This window comes from Dendronalium sp. ChiSLP03b, from assembly GCF_034531165.2.
GTDB classification, from domain to species: Bacteria; Cyanobacteriota; Cyanobacteriia; order Cyanobacteriales; family Nostocaceae; genus Dendronalium; species Dendronalium minutum.
Window position 1 is genome coordinate 39269 of record NZ_JAVRBR020000003.1, and the last position, 24236, is coordinate 63504.

Sequence of the window (24236 nt, forward strand, 5' to 3'; positions counted from 1 at the left end):
ATGAATTCATCCAACAACGAGGAACTGATCGAGTTACTGTCTAGCTACTTTTCTCACAGAGGTCACTTTTTAGCTCAAGTCATTCGAGCCGACCTCCAAAGTTCGCCATATTTAACTAGCAAGCCGAAAATTTACAAAAAGAGTACATCTAACGGCAAACAAAAGCTTGAAGTTAAAGTTTCCGCACCTCTGGCGATTCATCCAGTTGATAACGGACATCAACCAATTCATCTAGTTGATAACGGACATCAACCGACTCATCCAGTTGATAACGCAAATCAACAGCAGACAATTTCCATACAAGATATTCTCGTTAATTTAGTTGTCGAGCATACTGGATATCCACGACATAGTATTAACCTGCAAGCAAGATTACTAGACGATTTAAATCTGGACTCGATTAAATCCGCAGAATTAGTTGCTCAAGCAGCTAAACAAGTAGGAGTTCAAGGACAGGTAGATCCATCACATTTTGCCAATGCTAGCCTCACGGAAATCATAGAGGCTTTAAAAGAGCTATCTAAACCCCAACAGTCACAACAGCAAACCTCTACGGAAAACGTGCCTACTGTAAGTGAAGAATTAAACTCTTGGACGCGTAACTTTGTAGTTGAATACGTTGCAGAGTCAGCCACCTCCATATCCCCTCAGGAGGAGAATTGGCAAAATACTCACTTGTTTGCAGTAGATAACTGGAAAACTGCCAAAGTCTTAATAGTTGCAGAATCAGAAGCAGCAGATTTCGTCGCAGCAGTTCATCAAAAACTTCAGCTGATAGGCGCTCAAGTAGAGGTGACTAACTTTGAAGAAATCTTGGCAAACTCCCTAATTCAAAAAGTGGAGTTTACTCACTTCATCGCCGTACTACCCCACAATGTCAAAGGTGAGGCATCCCCAGAAACACAACTGAAACGAGCTATGGCTAGACTTCACGCTGTAGCGACTCCACCGCCATCATCTCAAGGACAACGGGAGTATACCAGTGTCAGCTATATTCAGTTTGGCGGCGGTTATTTTGGCAAGCTGCATCAAATCGGCGATATTGAACAAGGTTGTACTATCGGCTTTGTATCTACACTCCATCTTGAGCGTCCAGACCTGAAAGTAAGAATTATCGATTTGCCTGCTGATGTAGAACCGAGTGCTGTTGTAGAACGTGTAATTGAAGAGATCGCTAGACCAGATGCCTTCTTGGCAGTCGGTTACGATTCGCAATTGATTCGTCGCATTCCTCGTCCTAAAATCCAAGACAGATCGCTATATGAAAACCGTAATCTCACTTGGTCAGCCAATGATGTATTTTTAGTTACAGGAGGAGCAAAAGGGATCACAGCTGAGTGTGCTTTAGCTTTAGCTAGAGTAACTGGTGTAAAAATGGCTTTAGTGGGTAGTTCACCACATCCCCAGGATAATCCGATGGGTAAGAGCAGTCCCGAAATTGCTCGGATTTTGAGAAGGTTCGGCGATGAAGAGTTAACTTGTCAATATTACCAGTGTAATGTTGCTGATGCTCAAGCTGTAGTAGAATTAGTGGAGCGAGTTGAGAAAGATTTAGGTAATATTACAGGGATTATTCACGGAGCGGCAGTTAATAAAGCACGACGGGTAGAAAATTGTTCTTTGGCAGAAGCAGAAGCCGAAATCGCACCGAAAGTAATGGGTGCAATCAACCTCTGTCAAGCACTCCAGGACAAGCCGCCCAAGATGTTTGCAGGTATCTCATCCATCGGTGCGGTGGTTGGTTTACCTGGGAATTCTTGGTACAGTTTTTCCAATGAAGTACTCGATCTAATTCTGCGTCGCTTCGGTCAGGAACACCCAGAAACTTCAGTTATTTCCACTGCCTATAGCGTTTGGGCTGAAGTAGGTATGGGAGCGCGCATGGGAACTGTTCACAACCTCCGCCGGATGGGGATCAAAGCTATTCCTAAAAATGAGGGTGTGAATCGTTTTGTCCAATTGATGCAAAAAGATCCAGGTGACGCTCAAGTTGTGATTACTTCCAGTCTGGGCGGCGTGCAGACATTAGGACGTGGTTTTGATACTTGGCGAGTTAAACGGGTTCCGCCTCCAGAAACATCTAAATTTATCGAACAGCTACAAATTATCGATCCAGCGATTGAAATCACTGCTCGTACCCACCTCAGTTTAGAAAAAGATTCCTACGTCAAAGACCACGTATACAAAGGTTCTTACCTATTTCCCACAGTGTTTGGTCTAGAAGCAATGGCACAACTCGTTGCCTATACTGTAGCTCAAGAACGCTTCTATACTCTGCGTATTGAAAATATTCGTCTAGAACGACCCATTGTAGTAGATCCTCAAAACGGCGTAGAAATAGAACTGCGTGCAGAGGTATTGGAACGAGAATCTAGCAATGCTCCACTGCGAGTCTTGGCAGAAATTAGAACCGAGCAGACTGGGTTTACTACAGCTCATTTTGCTGCTACCTTTATCTTGGGTCAAGAAGTGGAAGCGCCGATTCAAAAGTTGGAACTGCCTCCCGAACCTCTGGCGATCGCACCCAAAGAAGACCTCTACAGCTGGTTATTATTCCAAGGGCCGCGTTTCCAACGGTTGCAACAGATTTACACCCTTAACTCCACAAAAATGGTCTTCCGCACTCAAAGGGATGCAGGGGAGGAAGTGCAAGGGTCTGGGGATCGAGCTGATGGGCCTTTCTTGTTAGGAGATCCTTATTACCGGGATTCACTACTACAGTCAGTGCAGCCGATGGTTCCCCAGGATTTAGGTTTACCCATCGGTATCAAAGGCATTCAGATTTATCAAATCTATAGCCAAGGTGTAGAGTCTTGTATTGGTGTGGCTCAAGGAGAAGGCAAAAAAGGCAAGCAGTACGATACCACAGTTTTCAGTGTCGATGCAGACGGACGGGTAATTGAACAGCTAGAAGGTTATCAGTTACGCATAATTGACCATCGTCCCGATCATCCAACTGCGGAAGAATTGGCACGCAGCGATCGCCACGAACAACTTTTACATCAAGAATTGGTTGAGCGAGCCGCAGCTTTTGATGTCACCGTACCGCAAATATCCTTAGTGGAGATGCCTGGTATGCACAACCTATCTGCGGAAGAACGTCACCATCAGCAAATACCAATTTTTTCTCGGACTGTTGGTAAATATCTGAACTTGTTGGTTTTACTGCTGATATTCGCGGTGACAGTGAGGGAGTTGTTTGTCAGACTGTCGCTAAATTTCTGAACGCTTTTGAATAATTACAAACAAACGGTCAAAAACAATGACAACTCTTGTACAGTCCATCAGTCTCCAAACAGAAGCAAACCATCCTACTCAAACTGAATCCAATTCAATACCGCTATTTAGTTCAGAAAGCCCACAAAAAGTACAAATCAAATGGCTCGATTCCGGGAAACCAGTACTTGAAGGATTAGAAAGCCAACAAGTAGAAGTATCGCTTTCCCATGATGATAGGTTTTGCCTATGCGTTGTCGGTCGCGGCCCCCAAGGTTGTGACATTGTTCCTGTCAATCATCGCTCCCAAGCAGATTGGATGTCTCTGTTTAGTAGCGATCGCCAATTGCTGCTCAATCAATTACTAGCAACTAGTTACGAGTCTGTAGATATTGCAGGTACACGCTTGTGGGCTGCAATAGAAGCTCTGCGTAAAGCTTTTGATACTAAAGACATTAGTCTGAGCATTGACTCTCAACAAGAAGATACAATCTTGTTCCAAGGAAAAGCTGCTGGTAAAGAGCTATACGTAATGACTTTTCCAGTCAGCTTTACAAAAGATTCCCAGAGAATGATTGCTGCGATCGTGAATAAAAAATAGAGCATTATACCAATTATCCAAAATGAGGTAACAGATGTAAATCAGGAAAGTCTTGCTGCATCTAACTTTCTTAATTACGAATTACGAATTACAAATTACGAATTGTTATTAGGCGGGCATTACCCACTTAACAATTATCAAGACAACAAAGCCATTTCAAGGAGATAAAGACAGAGTATGGTTCCCAATTTCGGATATTTACGCCGCTCAATATTTGGGATCTCAACAGAAGTAATGGATAGCTGTTGGCAAAAGTTGAACGTTCCCGATAGCCCTACTCGTCAGGAATTAAGGAAATCAAGTGGTGCTTTTATCAATGGCTATAACATCGCCCTAGAAACTGGTTTGTCAGAGAATTTAAGTACCAAATTAAAGGCCTTTGATGGCGATTTGCTTGGGTTTGCTTATACGGGAGCAGCTATGGGCTTGGCGATCCTAGACTATATTCCTCCCGGAAACCAGCATAGAGTGCAACAATTTGTGCATGAAAATCCTGAGTATACAAGTTCGGCTCATATTGGTGCAGGTTTTGCGATCGCAGTTTTAAAGCGTGATGTACAAAAGTCTTTATCTCAAATGATCCCCTTGCAAAGATGGTGGGCAATTGATGGCTTTGGTTTCCATGCCGGCATTCTTAACTGGAAAAATTCTGTACATAAGCAAATTGTTCCCCAGAGGCTTGTAGGCTATGCCATTCGGGCATTCGATCGTGGGTTAGGGCGGGGAATTTGGTTTGTATACGGTGGGGATGTCCCCAGAATTGTCAAGCAAATACAATCTTTTCCTGAGAACCGTCATGGGGATCTTTGGAGTGGAATCGCCTTAGCTTGCACCCATACTTGCGGAGTTAATGAAGAGACTTTGCAACATCTCAAGATAGTAGCAGGTGATAAGGCATCTTATTTAGGCTTGGGTGCTGCATTAGCAGCACATCCTTGTTATCTGACTAACAACATTTTCGACCACACTAACCTTGCTTGTTCAGTTCTTTGTGAAATGTCAGCAACAGATGCAGCACAACTGACATTGAGAATTATCCAAGGGCTAACTATTGATGAACAAGAAGCAGTTTTTGTAGACCAACCAATCTATGAAACCTACCGAGAAGGCGTTCGTAGAGAATTCCTCAAAAATACAGTTGCTGTCTAATTGTCAACTCAATTGCCAGCATTTGTTTGACAAATTCACCCAACTTTACCAACTAAAACGGGAGTAAATTATGATTTTCACCATTGGATTTTTGCGCCGATTCTTATTCGGTCTTCCTATAGAAGGAATGGATAAATTTTGGAAAGAGTTTCCGGGGCCTGAAACAGAAGCGAGAAAGCTATTGAGATTGTCTAGTAACGCTTTCATTAGCGGTTATAATACAGCCTTGGAAGTTGGTTTATCACATATCATACTCAGCGAACTCCAAGCTTTTGATATTAATCTGCGTGGCTTTGCCTATGAGGGAGTTGGCATGGGCTTGATTATGATCGATTACACCAGTTTTGGAAAAGAAAGCAAATTCCAAAAATTTGTAGACGAAAATCCTAACCACACAAGTTTGGCTCACATTGGTGCAGGTTTTGCTATTTCTGTACTCAATAAAGATATCGAAAAATCTTTAGCACCTATGAACCCCATGCAACGGTGGTGGGCTATGGATGGCTATGGTTTTTATAATGGCATCTTTAAGTGGAAACAATCTGTACAAAAACAAATTGTTCCCAAGAAAGTTAATGGTTATGCCCAGCGAGCATTCGATCGCGGATTGGGCAGAAGTATTTGGTTTCTCTTCAGTGCCGATATCAACACAATTGTGAAAGAATTGCAGAAATTTCCAGAATCTCGGAGAAGAGATATTTGGAGTGGTATTGGTGTAGCTAGTACTTACGCTGGTGGAGTTAGCGAAGAAACATTACAAAATTTAAAAGCAGCAGCTGGTTCTTATGCATCTTACGTATCTCTAGGTTCTACCCAAGCTGCAAATGCTCGTTATTTTGCTAACAACATTGTTGAACACAACGATTTAGCTTGCTCAATACACTGCGGTATGTCTGCTGAAAGTGCTGCCAAACTCAGTATTGGAGTGATGGAAGGGCTAAATATTAATGCGAATGAAAAGGTGTTTGTAGAACAACCAATCTACGAAACCTATCGAGAAACCATTCGCCGTCAATTCATAGAAGTGCCAGTTGCAGCCTAGCTTATTAATACCTACCTCAAGTTTTCATTGGCAGTAAAGGGTAAAAGTAATAACGATGTGCTGTCTCATGTATAAGTAAAAATTTCTTATATTTTACTGCCATCAGACAGCATTCACTCAATTCATTCAACAGAAAAAGGATGCTAAGTAAATGAATTCTACTCAAGAACTAGTTTATGATGTCGTGATTATGGGAGCAGGTTTTGCAGGTAACTGCCAAGCTAGACACCTGTTATTAAAGATTCCCAATATCAAGATAGCGATTATCGATCCTCGTTCTCCAGAAAGGACTACAAAAGATTTAAAAGTGGGCGAATCCACGGTAGAAATTGCTGCAACTTTCTTAAGTAAAGAATTGGGTCTTTATGAATATCTGATTGAAAACCAAGCACCTAAACATGGACTTAGTTTCCACTGGCCGAAAGATCCCAATCAAACAAATAGCACAGATGATTACTATAATATTTGGACAAATGGTCTTCCTCCCACCGAAAGCTTTCAACTGAATCGGGCAAAATTCGAGCAAGATTTACTCCAAATGAATCGCAATATGGGAGTAACTTTCTACAACGGTAGAGTTGTAGATTTAGACTTAACTCCTAAGGACGAACTTCATACTGTTGAGGTAAAACTTAAAGATGGTAAAATTAACCTCAAAGCCAAGCATGTAGTTGATGCTGCTGGTCGCCGTTTTCTAATTGGTCAAAAGACAGATAATGTAATTTTAGACCCTGAGGAATTATATGGAATTAATACCGGTTCATCATGGCTCCATGTCAAAGGAATAGACCGAAGCATAATTGATAATGGCTATCATCCCGATACCTCAATCGCCAGCCATTATTACACCACAAATCACTGGTTTGGTCACGGTCATTGGATTTGGATGATTCCTCTTGGTAAGTCTGGCAAAGAGTTATCAATTGGGGTTGTCTATCATAAAAATGTGATTCCTACTCAGAACATCAACACTGACGAGAAATTCAAAGCTTTCTTAAAAGAGAATCATACTCTTCTTTATCATCTCATTGAAAGTGGTGAATGTATTGACTTTAATAACCTACCGAGACTAGCACATAAAAGTCGCAAAATGATTTCAGAAGATAACTGGTATGTGCTAGGTGATGCAGCTCACATGTTCGATCCTTTTTATTCTCCTGGGTTAAGCCTCACAGCTCTTGATATTGAAAGCGTGACTGAGTGCATTCGTGCTAAACTTGCTCAAGAAGCTGATGCCGAGAAAAAGCAAGCTTTCTACAATCAATTTTTAGTCACCAACTCTCATTCATATAACTACATTTATCAAAGACATGAAAAGCATTTGGGTAATGCTTGTGCAATGAGTTGGCGTACTTACCTAGAAGATATGCTATGGTTTGGTGTCTTGCTGCCAATGTATATTGGTAAGTGGTTTCTTGATTTTGAATTTATTTCTCAATATGAGAGCATAGCTGATTTTCTTTTCTTCAGAAAGAATAGTCTGTTTGCTGGTATTTATAAGATTTTAGACCAAGTAGTCGATCGCCAACTCAATATTGGTCTAATGGACTTTACTCGCAACGACCAATTATTCTTCAAGTACGGGCCTCTGCAATTTTTTGATGATTACTTGAAAAAGACTAAATTTGAGCCTTTGCGTTGTAATGTTTTTGCTGGAATTAAGGGAACTTTCCTGTTCTTTATCCTTGCCTCTGCGAAATTACGCTTCGCTGCCTTTGGCATTTTAGGAGTGTTATCTCCACGTAACATTTTCTTGACAATTCAATTATTAGCTTTATATCTCTACGTATCTATTGGCGAACGAATTTACCTGTTCAAGATGCGTAACGTGCCAGCTAACACTGCTGTTGACAATCTAAGGAAAGAGTTTAAAACCTACCAACATCAACCTCAGCTACGTTCTTGGAAGGAAGCGATCAAAGCTTAAAAATATTTGCTGTCTGGTTCTCATCAGACAGCAGCCCCTAGAATTTGTACAATAAAAAGGAGAAACAGTTCATGAACTCTACTGAAGAATTAGTTTATGATGTCGTGATTATGGGAGCCGGTTTTGCAGGTAACTGTCAAGCTAGACACCTATTACTAAAAAATCCCAGTATCAAGATAGCAATCATCGATCCTCGTTCTCCAGAAAGGACTACAAAAGATTTAAAAGTGGGTGAGTCTACTGTAGAAATTGGTGCAACTTTCTTAAGCAAAGAATTGGGTCTGCATGAATATCTGATTGAGAATCATTCCCCTAAACATGGATTGAATTTTCATTGGGCAAAAAATCCCAATCAAACCCAGAATATAGATGACTATTATCATGTTGGAAATCGTACTGTTGCTATTGATACATTTCAATTAAACAGAGCGAAATTGGAGCAAGATTTACTCCAAATGAATCGAGAAATGGGGGCAATTTTCTACAATGGTCGAGTTGTAGATGTAGAATTAACACCCAAAGATGAACTGCATACAGTTCAGGTTAAACTTGAGAAAAATCAAATTGAACTGAAGGCCAAGCATCTGGTTGATGCTGCCGGTCGTCGCTTTATTATTGGTAAAAAAACTGATAATTTAATCTTCGACCCCGAACAGCTTTATGGAATTAATACTGGTTCTGCGTGGCTGCGGGTGAAGAATATAGACCGCAGCATTATTGACAATGGCTATCATCCCGCAACTTCCGCAGCTAGCCGTTACTATGCTACTCATCACTGGTTTGGTCACGGTCATTGGATTTGGATGATTCCTATCGACAAACATGACAAAGAGTTATCGATTGGAATTGTTTATCATAAAAATGTCATTCCTAGCCAGGAGATAAATACTTTAGAGAAGTTCACTAATTTCTTAAAAGCTAACCATACTGTTGTCTCTAATCTGATTGAAAGTGGCGAACTGGTTGATTTTAATCACTTACCAAGATTGGCACATAACAGTAAGCAAATTATCTCCAAAGATAATTGGTATGTGTTAGGTGACGCAGCTCACATGTTCGATCCTTTTTATTCTCCTGGCTTAACCCTAACAGCTTTGGCAATTGAAAGTACCACGGAAATCATTTGTGGCAAACTTGCTGGCGAACCTGATGTTGAGAAAAAGCAAGAATTTTACAATCGTTTTTTGCTGACAAATGCTCGCACATATAACCAAATTTATCAGAAACATGATAAGCATTTGGGAGATGCCAGTGTGATGAGTTGGCGAATTTACATGGAAAATATGTTCTGGTTTGGCATATTAGTTCCCATGTATATAGGTAAGTGGTTTTTGGATTTTGATTTTGTTTCGCAGTACCAAAAAATTGCTGATTTTATCTTCTTTGGTAAAAATAGTATTTTTACTGAACTATATCAGCTATTTGACCAACTGGTTGAGAGACAGATTAATATTGGCGTTATAGATTATACACGAGCCGATCAATTGTTTTGGAATTATGCCCCTACCAAAACCTTTGATGATTTTCTACCAAATACAAAGTTTGAGGCTCTGCGTTGTAATGTGTTTGCAGGGATGAAAGCAACTTTCTTCTTCCTGATTTTTTATTATCTAAAACTACGCCTCAAAGGATTTGGAATTTTAGGTGTCCTATCTCCACGCTGCATATTCCGAGTATTGCAATTATTCGCGTTGTATATATATGTTGGAATGGGCGAACAAATTTATTTGTTTAAAACTCGTACTCTTCCAGATAACACCTTCATTAATCAAATGAGGCAAGACTTTAAAAATTACCAATATAAGCCTCAACTACAACCTTGGTTTTAAGGTATGGAAATCTAGATACTTCTAGATTTATCTAAATGCGACATTTTCTACAGCGTTTGGAATAATGTAGTTCTCTGAGGATGTTTGAGAAATAGTAAATTTGACTCTGCTAGCATTTTATAAAATTCCGGCTATACGCAGGGCTTCAAGAATATAATCCCATGTCTCTGCTGTCAAATTGTGTGTAATTGCTCAACATCCTCAAACACCCACCACAGTATTGAGTCTTTCATGTCATCTAGTGTATCCCGTTACCAAACTTTAGTGGATAATCTCCAGTCGATGAGTGACGTTGATATAACATCGATCTCTAATTCACACTGGAACGGGTTAAAAAAAATACCATACAAAGTCGAGCAGCAAGTTAAGTTTCTACGTCTAGCAGCAGAAGTTGAATTGCTATTGCAGCGTCTGCAAAAGATAAATCAGCAACGCTTGGCTACTGCTAACTGCGATCGCAACCTTGCAACATAATAGATACAAAATATACCCAATTAATGCCTGTAATCAATGAGAAAGAGTACTCTCGTGACTTTGTGGATAAAAATTAGAGGAAATAGAATATGACCCAGTTGCTGAAGCGTCGTCAGTTTATTCAAGGTACGATAGGTGCGGCTGCCAGCATAGGTTTATCTAACCTGAGAGCGCAGGCTCATAAGTTTCATGGGTCTAATGAATACATTGAAGCACTCGTTATTGGTAGTGGTTTTGGTGGAGGGGTAGCATCATTGCGCTTGGGTGAGGCCGGAATTGAAACTATTGTATTGGAGCGCGGCCGACGATGGACAATCACTGACGCTGGCAATACTTTTAGCCCCTACGACAAGGTTGATGGTCGCGCGGCTTTTTTAAGTCCAACGGCCTTGTTCTTTAATGCTGGCACTCCTATCGACATTTACACTGGCATTCTGAGTGGGAAGTTGGGAGTAGGAAATAGTATTGGTGCGTTGAATGGAGCTGGTGTTGGCGGGACTTCACTTGTATACGGCGGTATCACCTCTCAGCCGACAGAAAGGTTGTTTTACGAGGTTTTTCCACGTTCAATCAGGTATTCTGAACTGGATTCTATCTATTATCCACGAGTACGCTCCATCCTGAAGGCAACTCCCATTCCAGATGATATTCTTCAAACTCCTTACTACTTATCCAGCCGCATTTTTCTAGAACAAGCAGCCAAAGCAGGTTTAAAAACCCGAAAAATTCCGATCGCTTTTGATTGGGATATTGTTCGGCAAGAAATCACAGGTAAAAAGAAACCTTCAATTATTTCAGGTCAATATTACTACGGTGCTGAAAGTGGTGCAAAAAACAGCGTAGACCGCAACTATCTGAAAATGGCAGAGAAAACGGGTTACGTCGAAATCCGACCTTTGCACGTCGTGACTGAAATCAGCGAATTCAGAGATAAGCTCTACCAGGTTGTTTGCAATCAAATTAACGAGCAAGGAGAAGTACTTGCCCAAAAGCATTTTATTTGTCGGTACTTGTTTTTAGCTGCCGGTTCAATTGGCACTACAGAGTTATTGGTGCGTGCTAGGGAAGAACGGACTTTACCCCGCCTCAGTAATCAAATTGGGTTCGGATGGGGAACTAATGCCGATTCAGTGACTACCGTGATTAGCAACAAACAAACTAATCCGACTTTTGGAACTCCAGGAGTGGTAGCCATCGAGCATTTGAATAATCCCATTGCACCAGTACTACTCGAACCATTTCCTATTCCCTCAGTACCACAAGGTGCTGCGATTATTCTCGGTCAAGGAATCACAAAGCCAGAGGGTTACTTTACTTACAATGCTTCGACTAAGTCAACGGATCTATTTTGGCCTTCTACCTCCCCTAACAATCAAAAACTGGCTAAGGCTATTCAATATACATATCAACTGATTAATCAAGCAAACGGTACAAGTTTGGCCGGGCCACCTGACTTTAGTTCCACAGGTCACCCCCTGGGCGGTGCAGTCATTGGACAAGTATGCGACACCTATGGGCAAGTTTACGGTTATCGTAACTTATTTATTGTTGATGGTTCTCTGATTCCAGCCTCTTCAGCCTGCGCCAATCCCTCACTCACTATAGCGGCTTTAGCCGAACGCAGTATGGATCGCTTTCTCAATGACATAGGTAAACATTACCGCAGGTGGTAAACATTCCTGCAAGTGGACAACAGAATTAGCGATCGCCTGAAAAGGTGAGTTAGTATCGGGATTGATGCAGGACATCAGCGCAAAAACGTCAAAAATGAGAGGATATGCCTCAATGTTCGTCAACACTAAAAAATTAATTTTTCATCGGCAGTTTCAGTCAATTATTGCACCTGTTGTTGGTATTGCAGTCATGTTGATTGTATGGCATTTACTCAGCTTAAATCCTCAAACATCACTGCCTTCTCCATTTCAGGTGACAACCGATACTTGGGGTTTAATTATCGATCCCTTTTTTAACAAAGGAGGTAATAACAAAGGATTCTTCTGGCTGATTCTTGCTAGCCTAGAACGAGTGGCTTTTGGCTATTCCCTAGCTGCAATCGTAGGCATTTCTATTGGTTTTATCATTAGTCTCAATAAATTTACTAAAGACGCGATCGACCCCATTATTCAAATTTTGCGTCCTGTCGCGCCTCTGGCTTGGCTTCCTTTAGCTCAAGCTATCTTCCTAAAACCAGATCCTTCTGCCATATTTGTCATCTTCATCACGGCAATTTGGCCGATTATCCTTAACACTGCTTTGGGCGTGCAACTGATTCCTAGAGATTACACGAATGTCTCCAGAATTTTAGGACTAACAACTTTTGAGAACTTTCTGAAAATTCAATTACCTGCCACCCTTCCTTACATTTTCACAGGATTAAGAATTGGGCTTGGTTTATCTTGGTTAGCTGTTGTTGCAGCTGAGATGTTGCTTTCTGATGATGGAATTGGTTTTTTCATTGTAGATGCTTACAACAACTCAAACATTAGTGAAATCATCTTGGCAATTATTTACTTAGGTGGAGTAGGTTTGCTTCTAGATAAGATGATGGGTTATTTATCCTTCAAATTAACTCCACAAGAGTAAGTTTGTTAGATTTTTAATTTTTTTATTGGGCAGATCGGCACAACAGCTTAACTTTATTGCAGAGAAAAATATTCAAATTATAACAGTAAGGATCGTAAACTATGTCTAGTTTTGTGGAAATTAGAGGGGTAACCAAGGAATTTCAACTATCCAATGGTAGTAAAAATCTTGTCCTCACAAACATAGATTTGGAAATCAGACCGGGAGAATTTGTTTCCCTAATTGGTCATTCAGGTTGTGGTAAGTCTACTTTACTCAATATCGTAGCTGGATTAGATAAACCAACACAAGGCTATGTGCAAATTGATGGTCAACTGATACTTAGACCTGGTTCAGACCGGATGATGGTGTTTCAGAATTATTCCCTCTTACCTTGGTTAAGTACTTGGGATAATGTTGCCTTAGCTGTTAATAAAGTCATGCGCCATAAATCCAAGAAAGAACGCCATCAATTGATTGCCCATACCCTGGAAATGGTCGGACTCAAAGATGCCATTCACAAGAAACCCACACAACTTTCTGGGGGGATGAAGCAACGAGTGGCGTTAGCCCGTGCCTTAGCTATTAAGCCTAAGTTGCTATTGTTAGATGAACCGTTTGGAGCATTGGATGCACTCACCCGTAGTAATTTGCAAGCTGAATTGATGTATATCTGTAGTACAAACAATATTACTACGATGATGGTTACTCATGATGTGAATGAAGCACTGTTGCTTTCCAATCGTGTAGTGATGTTGAACAACGGTCCTGGTGCTACCATTGAGCAAATTTTAGCAGTGCCATTTCCGTATCCTCGACTCCCGATAGAGATTATGGATAGTAGTAACTACCATCACCTACACCATGAACTCATGCAATTTCTGCATCATCAGCAGCAAGTTAAGTATATAGAAAGTCAAATTGTCAAAACTTTACCCAAAGCCGTTTAATATTTTGCCACAGGAACTTTGAGCGGTAAACCAATTTTGAGACTCATTCTTCACTTTTATCACTCTGCATCTTCTGTGGTTTTTTATTTAATAGGTATCTCCGAAAAATAATTTCAAACTCTGCTCCTGTCTAGGTGAAAACTTAATTTTTGTAGATGACTAATCCATCAAAGTTTCTTTGGTAAATCAAGTAGATATATTGTGGTTGTTTTATTCACTTTCCAGAGGTGAATCGATATGACAAAGTTTTCCAGACGCAGATTTCTGTTAACAACGAGTGCAGCAGCTTTATTAACTCAAACCGTAAACCATCGCTCTACTTCTGGCTCTACTTTTGCCCAATTAAAATCGGGTGTATATGCTGGTGAAAGCGATACTCCGGAAGTACAAAAAGCTACACTTGGCTTCATCGCCGTGACCAGCTGTTCTCCTTTAATCATTGCCAAAGCCAAGGGCTTTTTTGCTAAGTATGGTATGCCTGATATCCAGGTAAATAAGCAACCTTCTTGGGCTGTGCAAAGAGACAAACTGATGTTAGGCTCGCCTGATGGTGGCTTGGATGGCGCTCATTTACTCTTTAATATGGCATACCTGATTGCCACGGGAGAGATTAGCTATCGTCGGAAAATTCCGATGTATATCTTGGCTCGCTTGAATGTGAATGGACAAGGAATTTCACTTGCCAATGCTTATAAAGAGTTAAACCTTAATTTGGATAGCTCTGCTCTCAAATCAATATTTAAGCAGAAGGCTCTGGCTGGAGAAACTGTGCGTTGTGCTGTTCCTTTTCCCAGATGTACAGGGGACTTTTTCATGCGTTGGTGGCTAGCTTACGGTGGTATCGATCCCAGTAGAGATTTATCCTTGGTTACAATGCCACCTCCGCAAATGGTGGCTAACATGCGGGCAGGAAGCATGGATGCCTTCTCTTGTGTAGATCCTTGGCATCAACGACTGCTGCAAAAGGGGTTTGGATACTCAACTGTAACTACTGGAGAATTGTGGAACAATCACCCGGAAAAAGCGCTGGTAATGCGTGGTGAGTGGGTAGATAAGCATCCCAAGGCGGCTAAAGCAATGCTCGCAGCAGTCTTGGAAGCTCAAATGTGGTGCGATCGCCCTGAAAATAAGGAAGAAATGTTCCAGATTCTCTCACAGCGCCAATGGATGGGAGTAAAAATCGATGTAATTCGCGATCGCTTACTGGGCAAGATTGATTATGGAAACGGGCGGGTGGTAGAAAACAGTCCTCATGCGATTAAATTCTGGCGTGACAGTGCTTCCTACCCCTACAAAAGTCATGACTTATGGTTTCTAATTGAGGATATGCGCTGGGGACATCGCTCACCAGAATTTGAAACTAAACCTTTAATTGATGCTGTCAATCGTGAAGATTTATGGCGGGAAGCAGCAAAATTAATTGGTCAGGAAAAAGCAATTCCACCAAGTACATCACGAGGTGTAGAGAAATTTTTTAATGGTTTGGAATTCGATCCGGAAAATCCTCAAGCTTATTTAAATGCTCCTACCATCAGAAAAGTTGGATAAATTCTCCACAACACAACATTATGTCAATAAATGCAACTCCATGATTGTGATATCTTCATTTCAAGGAAAGTTACAGAATGAGGCATAGGAACTTTGTAAGAGAATATCTATCGAGTTTATTCGATCGTCAGTTGATGCCAACTGCTTTTAAAGTAGCGCTATTTATCGGATCTCTTCTGTTCGCAATCAATCATGCTTGGGCACTTTTGACTGGTCACATGACATCTGAGCGTTGGATTTCTGGAGGTTTGACTTACATTGTTCCTTATATGGTTAGCATTCACGGTCAATACATTGGTAGAAAAGGACTGTTACAAAAAATGTGAATTGAATAAGTAGAGCTGGGAATTGAAAAACGTCAAAGCCAATCTGCCGCCGCAATGCTTATTTAACGTGTATAACTACCACTAGACTGAAGCGATCGTAGAAATTTTTTTCGATTACAGGATAGCTCCATGAAAATACAGCTAGCTTTCAAACCAACAGGATGGGCAAAAACTGGTGTTTTAGTTACTGCTGCTTTAGTAACTGGTGCTGTGACTACTTACTCTGTACTACATTTCCAGTCAGTAACTTCTAGCCCTCCAGTTATTTCCCAAGCTGCTGTAATTACTCCTAATGCTGTGGCTGCGACAGGATATTTAGAACCTCAAGGAGAAGTGATTAAAATCTCAGCTCCAGCTTTTATGGAAGGTGCAAAAGTTCAACAACTGCTTGTTAAACAAGGATCTCAAGTCAAGTCAGGACAGGTGTTGGCGATTTTGGATAATCGCGATCGCTTACAAGCAGCTCTCAAACAAGCGCAAACACAAGTTAAAGTTGCTGAAGCTCGTCTTTTGCAAGTCAAAGCTGGAGCAAAAAAAGGTGATATCAACGCTCAAGATGCCAGATTTGAGCGTACTCAAGCTGAATTAGAAGGGCAAATTGCCACCCAGAGAGCAACTATTGCTAGCTTAAAAGCAAAGTTAGCAGGGGAAAGAAGCGCTCAAACAGCAACTATTGAACGCATTAAGGCTGAATTGGAAAATGCTCGGATTAATTGCGATCGCTATCAAAGCTTATATCAACAAGGGGCGGTTGCAACTCAACAGCGAGATAGTTTTTGCTTACAACAGAACACCACACAAGAAACTCTCAAGGAAGCACAAGCAAATCTCGATCGCATTGTTAGCACAAATCAAGAGCAGATCGCGGAAGCTCAAGCCAACTTAAATCGCACCATAGCCACGAATCGCAAGCAAATCAAGGAAGCACAAGCGACTCTTAATTCAGTAGCAGAAGTTCGTCCGGTGGACGTACAACTAGCCAAGTCGGAACTTGAAGCAGCGCAAGCAGCTGTGCAGCAAGCGCAGGCTGAATTAGATTTAGCTTATGTGCGATCGCCTCGAAATAGTCGGATTATTAAAATTCATACTTGGCCTGGCGAACTAATTGGTAGTGACGGAATTTTAGAATTAGGTAAAACTGACCAAATGTATGTAAAAGCAGAAGTGTATGAAACAGATATCACTAGAGTCCGCGTCGATCAAATAGCAACTATTAAAGCGCAGGGAGTCATAGAGGAATTAAAAGGAACAGTCGAGGAAATTGGGTGGAAGATTAGCACTAAAAATGCCCTAGGTACTGACCCAGTTGCAGATGCAGATGCCAGAGTAGTAGAAGTAAAAATTCGCTTAAATTCAGAATCTAGTCAACAAGTTGCCAGCTTAACTAATTTACAAGTGAATGTAATCATCAACACAGTTGATTCTCAGACCAGTAAGAGTAATTAATTTAGCAATCTTAGTAGAAGAATATGGAAAAACAGTACTATTTCAAGAAAAACAAAATAAGTTTGCACTCTCCTAACTGCTCCAAATAATCACAATTCACGCCTACTTAATTTTAATCAAATACTATGTTTAGTAAAATACCTACAGCCTGGTTACAACTGAGATATCAAAAAGTTAGGCTGATAGTTGCGCTTTCGGGAGTAATTTTTGCTGTTGTGATTATCTTTATGCAGCTTGGTATCCGCGATGCTTTATTTGATAGTGCCGTCCGTCTGCATAAAGGATTAGAGGGAGATTGTTTTTTAATCAGTCCCCGTTCTACTTCTTTAATTGCTATGGAAACATTTTCGGAAAGACGTTTAGATCAAGTATTGGCGTTTGCAGAAGTTGATTTTGTCGCTCCTATATATTTAGACTTTGCTCAGTGGAAAAACCCTGAAACTAGAAATTATTGGCGAAATCTCTATGTAATTGGTTTTGATTTACGTTATCGCATATTCAATTTGCCAGGAGTTAATGAGAATATTGAAGCTCTCAAAATACCTGATACAGTTCTATTTGACCGCAATTCTCGCTCTGAATTTGGCCCTATTGTTTCAGATTTTGAGCAGAAAAAGACTGTGACTACAGAAGTTAATAGCAGGGGTAATAATCGCAAAATTGATGTAGTAGGTTTGTTCGAGTTAGGAACATCTTTTGGTTCTGATGGTAATTTAATGATGAGTCATGTAAATTTCTTAAGAATTTTTAGTAACCGTCAAAAAGGTTTTATTGATGTTGGCTTAATTAAATTAAAACCAGTAACAGATATTCAAAATTTTATCAAGCAGGTTGAAAATTACTTACCTCCAGATGTTAAAGTTCTCTCCAAACAACAGTTTATCCAATTTGAGAAAAACTATTGGCAGAGTAGTACAGCTATTGGATTTATCTTTAATTTAGGAGTGGGTTTAGGACTAATTGTGGGGATGGTAGTTGTATATCAAATTCTCTATACAAATGTTTCTGAACATTTACCTGAATATGCAACACTTAAGGCAATGGGATATCGACAAAAATATTTATTATCGATGGTTTTACAACAAGCTTTATTTATTAGTATTTTAGGTTATATTCCAGGTTTGTTAATTTCTATATTTCAGTATGAAATCACCAAAAAAGCTACACTTCTTCCTGTGGAAATGACATTCAATCGGGCGATGTTTGTCATCTTAGCAACTATTATCATGTGTTTTATTTCCGGCGCAACTGCGGTAGGTAAACTAAAATCGGCAGATCCGGCTGATATTTTTTAAAGGTTATATATCTATGGAATCTGTAATTTCTATTCGTAATCTCAACCATTATTTTGGTAATAGTAATTTAAAAAAACAAGTCTTGTTTGATATTAACTTAGATATAAATCCTGGAGAAATTGTGATTATGACTGGCCCTTCGGGATCGGGAAAAACTACTTTACTATCATTAATCGGTGCTTTAAGGTCAGTTCAACAAGGAAGTCTGAACATTTTCAATAAAGAAATAAATGGTGCAAATGAAGAGCAAATGGTGCAAATTCGACGTTTTATTGGTTATATTTTCCAAGCTCATAATTTATTGCCATTTATGACAGCAAGACAAAACGTACAAATGTCGATTGAACTACATGAAGATGTTAATAAAGAAGAAGCAAGAATTAAATCTGAAGCAATACTTACAGAAGTGGGACTAGAAGAAAGAATCAATTATTATCCCGAAAATCTCTCTGGCGGACAAAAACAACGGATAGCGATCGCTCGTGCATTAGTTAGTCATCCCAAGTTAGTTTTAGCTGACGAACCAACTGCTGCATTAGACAAAAAAACTGGTCGAGACGTTGTTAACCTCATGCAGCGTTTAGCAAAAGAACAAGGATGTACTATCTTGCTGGTAACTCACGACAATCGCATTTTAGATATTGCCGATCGCATTGTTGAGATGGAAGATGGTCGCTTAATATCATGACTGGACTATAGACGAGTTTCCGGCGCGAAACTCCAGAAAAATCAACTTAAAGGAGCTAAATATGGGCGTAAGCTGGCAAAAGCGACTATACACTCGCTATGGCCCTTGGGCGGTCGTGACTGGTGCATCCTCAGGTATCGGTCGTGAAATGGCACTCAAGCTGGCTGAGGCAGGACTAAATCTCGTTTTGAGCGCGCGCAGCCAAGAAGTACTGGAGCAAATGGCAACCGACCTCACCACTCAGTATAGTATCGAGGTTCGGGTTGTTGGACTAGACTTAGCTCTGGAGAAAGGAGTCGAAACCCTAGAAGCTGCTACCCGAAATTTGGATGTCGGTTTGCTAATCGCATCTGCTGGTTTTGGGACTTCGGGATCGTTTCTCAATTCCCGACTGGAACAAGAGATAGAAATGCTCAATGTTAACTGCCGTGCGCTCTTGGAGTTGAGTTGGTACTTTGGGCGGCGGTTCGCAAAGCGTGGTGGCGGCGGCATGGTGCTGATGAGTTCCATCGTGGGATTCCAGGGTATGCCCTTCGCTGCCCACTACGCAGCAACCAAGGCCTACGTGCAGACGTTAGCCGAGGCACTGTATGTTGAACTTGCGCCTATGGGAGTTGATGTCCTGGCCTCTGCCCCAGCCCCAACAAACAGCGGCTTCGCTAGCCGCGCTGGTATGCGGATGGGGATGGCAATGAACCCTGCGGACGTGGCTCAACCAACGTTAAATGCCTTGGGTCGCAAGTCCACAATATTGCCAGGGCGACTGTCAAAGCTACTGATATACTCCCTCTCCACGTTGCCTAGGTGGGCGAGGGTGCGGATTATGGGTGGGGTGATGGACGGTATGACTAAGCATCAGCGAAGCGACAATAATCTTGGACTGGGTAAAGGTTGAATGTCTTGAAAATGTTAGTACCACGAAGTATGAATCTGGGCGTAGAGACGTGGCACTGCAACGTTTATACAAGGGTTATTGAATAACGCAACATCGTTTTCATACATGGATGGCTCATACCATTTCCCAAAAATAATGATACAGATCCAAACCCAGGAACCTAGACTAAATGGGACTTTCTTAATTACGAATTACGAATTACGAATTACGAATTGGTATGAGGTCTTATCCGTGGGTTTTAACCGCAATACTGAAGAGATAGACAATGAAACGCAGAAATATTCTCATGAGTGCTGGCGCATTCGCAACGATGGGTGCGACTTTCTTACTGGACTCGCAACTGAAGGCCCATGAAAAAATAGAAAACCAAAATCAGCATTTTGGTCGCATGAAGCAATACATCAGGACAGGGTATGTACGCACAGCGCGGCACAAGAGTTTTTATCTTGAGGCTGGGCCAAGAAGACACAGGTCGGCGATCGTCTTTGTTCATGGGTGGCCCGAAATTTCTTGGGCTTGGCGGAATCAACTCGTGGCATTCTCGTCGCTTGGTTTTCGCGTTGTTGCGCCAGACCTTCGTGGGTGCGGTCAGTCGAACCTCTACAGTACCCATTCCGCTTATGCACAACGCGAGATCGTTCAAGACATGCTCGAATTGGTTGATTCTCTAGACATTGATCGCGCGATCTGGGTTGGGCATGATTGGGGCGCACCCGTAGTTTGGAACATCGCTAGCCATCATCCCAACCGTTGTCATGGCGTTGTCGCTCTCACTGTTCCGTATGACACGCTTGAACGTGGGGTTGAAAGATTAAGAGAGTTTATTGACCGAACAGTTTACCCCGAAATTCAATTCCCGTATGGACAATATGAATACTACAAGTTTTATCAAGAGAACTTTGATATCGCAACGCAAGATTTTGAAGCAAATATCGAGAATACGTTTAAAATCCTATTGCGTCGGGGCGACCCAGCACAAGCTGGCAAGCCTTTCCCGACGGCCTTCGTTCGACTGCAAGGCGGGTGGTTTGGCCCTACTCGCGTAGCACCAGATGTACCTCTGGACACTTCTATTCTCACACCATCCGATCTCGCTATCTATGTTGACGCATATCAACGCACTGGTTTTGTCGGTGTGAATTCTCTATACATGAACGATGCGAACAATCTAGTGTATGCCAATGAAGCTATGAACAATGGCATACTCAAAATGCCAGTTCTTTTCCTGGCGGGTACTTACGACTACATCAACGATACGGTAAGAACCAATCTTATAAACCCGATGAAAAAAAAATGTCGTCGCCTGACAATTAATCAGATCGATTCGGGTCATTGGATGCAGCATGAACGTGCTGAGGAGGTTAACAAGCTTTTATCCAGATGGATTGCCATTAACTGTCCCTCAATATGGGGCAGATATAGCGCAGGGGAAACGCATCTTATTTCCTAACAAAAATTAACGTGAGCTTCCAAAGAACAGCATTCGTTATGCCTAAAAAGAAACAAAATAGCAGCGGATAAAGACAGTAAATGGGTTTAATCTATAAGATGCTCTAGCAGTTAAGACCGCACGAATAATGGTGTCACTAGACCCGTATGTGAGCTTGGTTCTGGTGAGAAGGTTGTGCTATTGGTGAAGGGAGCGATTCCCTATCCCGTCTAGGAGAATTTGAACTGACTGAACCCAGGCTGGGGCACTTTGCAACTGTGAAGACATGGGTCAGCTGATGATGCAATGACAAAGCCTGGAAACAAGAGAAATTTAGACACTTCATGTCCTACGTAACAGCCAAACTGCCTTGGGCGCTTTTTTTCGTCACTTCCGTGTTCGCCTTGGCACACCGAAAGCCATTACTGCGACTGCTCATAAATTGGCTTGCATTTTTTACCATCTCTGGATTCAAGGTGGAGAATACAAAGATCCTGGTGTTGATGCCTAAGTAGATAGACTTAAAAAAATATAATATGCTCTGTCATTGCGAGGAACGAAGCAATCCCAGTCTTTGCGATTGCTTCGTTCCTCCTCTCTACGAGACGCTACGCGAACGCAATGACATCTTACATTTAATGATGTCTACCTACTTATGAACAGCAATACCATGAACGTGTACTCAATAACTTGAAGAAAAAAGTTTTACAACTTGGCTTTTATCTCGTACCTCAATCTTCTTTAGGCGATCCTGTTTCCTTGGAGTTCGACGGGTTGAAAAGGGACAAAAAAAGGCATTGTCTTGCAAACATTTGTACCGTGCTAATGAGGTATATTTGCTTGCAGGTGATGAAGTATGCTCGCAAAAGCAGATAAACAAAGCCACGGGCTAGATGTATTCTTTTCCGGTCTGTATGGTAAGCCTGTGTTTAAGCTCGACATCCCTTAAATTTTTCATCATATTTCTGTTGTTGCAGTTTTTCTCCTTGTGAGGCTAAAGCTTTTAAATACCCAAAAAGCTCGTCATGAACGCCGCGACTTTCTCACTCTTTTTTCACTAAACAATATTCATTTGGCTGAAAGTGTGAGCTAGTCTGGATCGGCAAAGATTACTATCCTTAAATTTACTTACTTAACCTTAATTGAGCTTTTTTATAACTTCATTTGATTGAATTGAACTCCTTAAATTATCCACATTTACGTTTTTGAATTCATAAGAGAATCTGGTATTACTTACTTGAACACGACTAACGTAAAGCCAAATGCTTCATCAGAGCGGTCAGAGGTAGTCGGTTACTTTAGGTAAGTAAATTTCTCAGTATTATCTAATTTAATGAGGACACAATCATGATTACAAACATCAAAGAACTGCTACAGAATACTCAATTACAACAGCAAGTCAAAGCAGCTGCAAACTTAGCAGATGTCATCAAACTTATTACAACCGCAGGTGTACAAAAAGGTCACTCGTTTACTCAAGAGAGTATAGCTCAAGTGGTTGGCGGGCTAATTTTAGAAGAGCGCGAACTCTCGGAAGCTGACTTACTCGCAGTTGCTGGCGGATTGCGGGCTTCTTCTATAACGGGAAGCATTTTGAGCTGTTGTTGATAGATTCAAGGCAACGTGGCGAAGCTGTGTGATTTAGTGCGATCGCCGACTGCTCTTGCGAAACGGATTCAATCCTAGCTCGAAATTTAGAGAAATAAACAGCAAAATCGCTTCTATATTTCCTCAGATTACCTAATTTACAAGAAAATAAACTCATGATTCACAACATCAAAGAATTGCTACAAAATGCTGAACTACAACAGCAAATCAAAGAAGCTGCCAACTTAGCAGAAGCTATCAAAATAATTGTAAATGTCGGCGCACAAAAAGGCTATTCTTTTACCCAGGAAAGTATAGTTCAAGTGGTCAGCAAGCTCATGTTAGAAGAACGCGAACTTTCTGAAACTGACTTACTCACAGTTGCTGGAGGTTTGCAAAGTTTTACATCGTGGCAGACTTTTTTTGGCCCGTGTTATTAGCTCGGTTTCAGTTTTTATTCGCTCATATTTGGAGAGTGAAATTGCTTCCAAAAAACAGTTCGAGTGGGAAACTGCTGTGAATTTATCCAAGGTTGGACAATTTCAACATCTGGTACTAATACGCATTAAGTAATGCGCTTCAACAAACCTCAGAGCTACTCGAATAATTTCTAGGTCAAGTAGCTCTCTATTTACTCAAGGTATTGAACTTCAAAAAGGAGAATAAACTCATGATTGAGAACATCAAACAACTGCTACAAAATGCTCAACTGCAACAGCAAGTTAAAGAAGCTGCCAACTTAGCAGAAGCCATCAAACTGATTACATCTGTCGGCGCACAAAAGGGCTACTCGTTTACCCAAGAGAGTGTAGCTCAGGTGCTCAGCAGGCTGATGTTAGAGGGGCATGAACTTACAGAAGCTGACTTACTCTCAATTGCTGGGGCGTTGCCTCCTCCTTGCAACACGAAAATGAGAAATACTTCGTGTTGGATTTAGCGGGAGACTATACGGCTAGCTTTCAATCTGCTCAAGGTAATTTTATCTAACTTCAAAAAGGAGAATAAACTCATGATTGAGAACATCAAACAACTGCTACAAAATGCCGAACTACAACAGCAAATAAAGGAAGCTATTAACTTAGCAGAAGCCATCAAACTGATTACAACTGTCGGCGCACAAAAGGGCTACTCGTTTACCCAAGAAAGTGTGGCTCAGGCGGTCGGTAAGCTCATGTTAGAGGAACACGCACTGACGGAATCTGACTTACTCATGGTCGCCGGTGGGCTAATGCCCGATTGTAAATGTGGCTTGGTTTATTGCACGGAATAAGC

22 protein-coding genes are annotated in these 24236 nt (G+C 41.2%); all 22 read left to right on the forward strand.

Translation table 11 applies throughout. The features are described from left to right. Window positions 1-3225 (forward strand): SDR family NAD(P)-dependent oxidoreductase, encoded by a 3225-nt coding sequence (locus RMY31_RS00495; protein ID WP_322663109.1) that lies wholly within the window; start codon window positions 1-3, stop codon window positions 3223-3225. A 37-nt stretch (window positions 3226-3262) separates the two neighbouring features. After that, entirely contained in the window at window positions 3263-3817 is a 555-nt protein-coding gene (locus tag RMY31_RS00500; RefSeq protein WP_322663111.1) for a hypothetical protein, read from the forward strand. A gap of 177 nt (window positions 3818-3994) precedes the next feature. After that, window positions 3995-4966, forward strand: a complete 972-nt coding sequence (locus tag RMY31_RS00505; protein WP_322663113.1) for a DUF1702 family protein — start codon at window positions 3995-3997, stop codon at window positions 4964-4966. Window positions 4967-5036: 70 nt separating this feature from the next. Then, window positions 5037-6008 carry a DUF1702 family protein gene (locus RMY31_RS00510; RefSeq protein WP_322663115.1) on the forward strand — a complete coding sequence of 324 codons (972 nt, stop codon included), beginning with the start codon at window positions 5037-5039 and terminating at the stop codon, window positions 6006-6008. A gap of 151 nt (window positions 6009-6159) precedes the next feature. Next, entirely contained in the window at window positions 6160-7935 is a 1776-nt protein-coding gene (locus RMY31_RS00515) for an NAD(P)/FAD-dependent oxidoreductase (RefSeq protein WP_322663117.1), read from the forward strand. A 71-nt stretch (window positions 7936-8006) separates the two neighbouring features. After that, a complete protein-coding gene (locus RMY31_RS00520; RefSeq protein WP_322663119.1) occupies window positions 8007-9764 on the forward strand; it encodes an NAD(P)/FAD-dependent oxidoreductase in 1758 nt (585 codons plus the stop codon). Between the two features lie 231 nt (window positions 9765-9995). After that, on the forward strand, window positions 9996-10238 hold the full coding sequence (locus RMY31_RS00525) for a hypothetical protein (RefSeq protein WP_322663122.1): 243 nt from the start codon (window positions 9996-9998) through the stop codon (window positions 10236-10238). Between the two features lie 89 nt (window positions 10239-10327). After that, the gene (locus RMY31_RS00530) at window positions 10328-11911 is read left to right on the forward strand and encodes a GMC oxidoreductase (protein ID WP_322663124.1); all 1584 of its coding nucleotides are present in this window, start codon (window positions 10328-10330) and stop codon (window positions 11909-11911) included. Between the two features lie 112 nt (window positions 11912-12023). Next, entirely contained in the window at window positions 12024-12821 is a 798-nt protein-coding gene (ntrB, locus tag RMY31_RS00535) for a nitrate ABC transporter permease (protein ID WP_322663126.1), read from the forward strand. Window positions 12822-12922: 101 nt separating this feature from the next. Then, complete coding sequence (locus RMY31_RS00540; RefSeq protein WP_322663128.1) at window positions 12923-13750, forward strand: nitrate ABC transporter ATP-binding protein; 828 nt, start codon at window positions 12923-12925, stop codon at window positions 13748-13750. Between the two features lie 237 nt (window positions 13751-13987). Continuing rightward, window positions 13988-15298, forward strand: a complete 1311-nt coding sequence (locus tag RMY31_RS00545) for a CmpA/NrtA family ABC transporter substrate-binding protein (RefSeq protein WP_322663129.1) — start codon at window positions 13988-13990, stop codon at window positions 15296-15298. Between the two features lie 77 nt (window positions 15299-15375). After that, window positions 15376-15624 carry a nitrate/nitrite transporter NrtS gene (nrtS, locus tag RMY31_RS00550; RefSeq protein WP_322663131.1) on the forward strand — a complete coding sequence of 83 codons (249 nt, stop codon included), beginning with the start codon at window positions 15376-15378 and terminating at the stop codon, window positions 15622-15624. A 129-nt stretch (window positions 15625-15753) separates the two neighbouring features. After that, window positions 15754-17070 carry an ABC exporter membrane fusion protein gene (locus RMY31_RS00555; RefSeq protein WP_322663133.1) on the forward strand — a complete coding sequence of 439 codons (1317 nt, stop codon included), beginning with the start codon at window positions 15754-15756 and terminating at the stop codon, window positions 17068-17070. 125 nt (window positions 17071-17195) lie between these two features. Then, a complete protein-coding gene (devC, locus tag RMY31_RS00560) occupies window positions 17196-18365 on the forward strand; it encodes an ABC transporter permease DevC (protein WP_322663135.1) in 1170 nt (389 codons plus the stop codon). Window positions 18366-18378: 13 nt separating this feature from the next. Continuing rightward, on the forward strand, window positions 18379-19053 hold the full coding sequence (locus RMY31_RS00565; RefSeq protein WP_322663137.1) for a DevA family ABC transporter ATP-binding protein: 675 nt from the start codon (window positions 18379-18381) through the stop codon (window positions 19051-19053). A gap of 61 nt (window positions 19054-19114) precedes the next feature. Continuing rightward, on the forward strand, window positions 19115-19948 hold the full coding sequence (locus tag RMY31_RS00570) for an SDR family oxidoreductase (protein ID WP_322663139.1): 834 nt from the start codon (window positions 19115-19117) through the stop codon (window positions 19946-19948). 265 nt (window positions 19949-20213) lie between these two features. Beyond that, complete coding sequence (locus tag RMY31_RS00575; RefSeq protein ID WP_322663142.1) at window positions 20214-21398, forward strand: alpha/beta hydrolase; 1185 nt, start codon at window positions 20214-20216, stop codon at window positions 21396-21398. Window positions 21399-21747: 349 nt separating this feature from the next. Then, window positions 21748-21888 carry a hypothetical protein gene (locus RMY31_RS00580; RefSeq protein WP_322663144.1) on the forward strand — a complete coding sequence of 47 codons (141 nt, stop codon included), beginning with the start codon at window positions 21748-21750 and terminating at the stop codon, window positions 21886-21888. An 836-nt stretch (window positions 21889-22724) separates the two neighbouring features. Next, window positions 22725-22985, forward strand: coding sequence for a Nif11-like leader peptide family natural product precursor (locus RMY31_RS00585; protein ID WP_322663145.1), 261 nt, complete (start codon window positions 22725-22727; stop codon window positions 22983-22985). Window positions 22986-23140: 155 nt separating this feature from the next. Continuing rightward, on the forward strand, window positions 23141-23404 hold the full coding sequence (locus RMY31_RS00590; RefSeq protein ID WP_322663146.1) for a Nif11-like leader peptide family natural product precursor: 264 nt from the start codon (window positions 23141-23143) through the stop codon (window positions 23402-23404). A gap of 230 nt (window positions 23405-23634) precedes the next feature. Beyond that, window positions 23635-23901, forward strand: a complete 267-nt coding sequence (locus tag RMY31_RS00595; RefSeq protein WP_322663148.1) for a Nif11-like leader peptide family natural product precursor — start codon at window positions 23635-23637, stop codon at window positions 23899-23901. A gap of 72 nt (window positions 23902-23973) precedes the next feature. Next, window positions 23974-24234 carry a Nif11-like leader peptide family natural product precursor gene (locus tag RMY31_RS00600; RefSeq protein ID WP_322663150.1) on the forward strand — a complete coding sequence of 87 codons (261 nt, stop codon included), beginning with the start codon at window positions 23974-23976 and terminating at the stop codon, window positions 24232-24234. The last annotated feature ends 2 nt before the right edge of the window (window positions 24235-24236 follow it).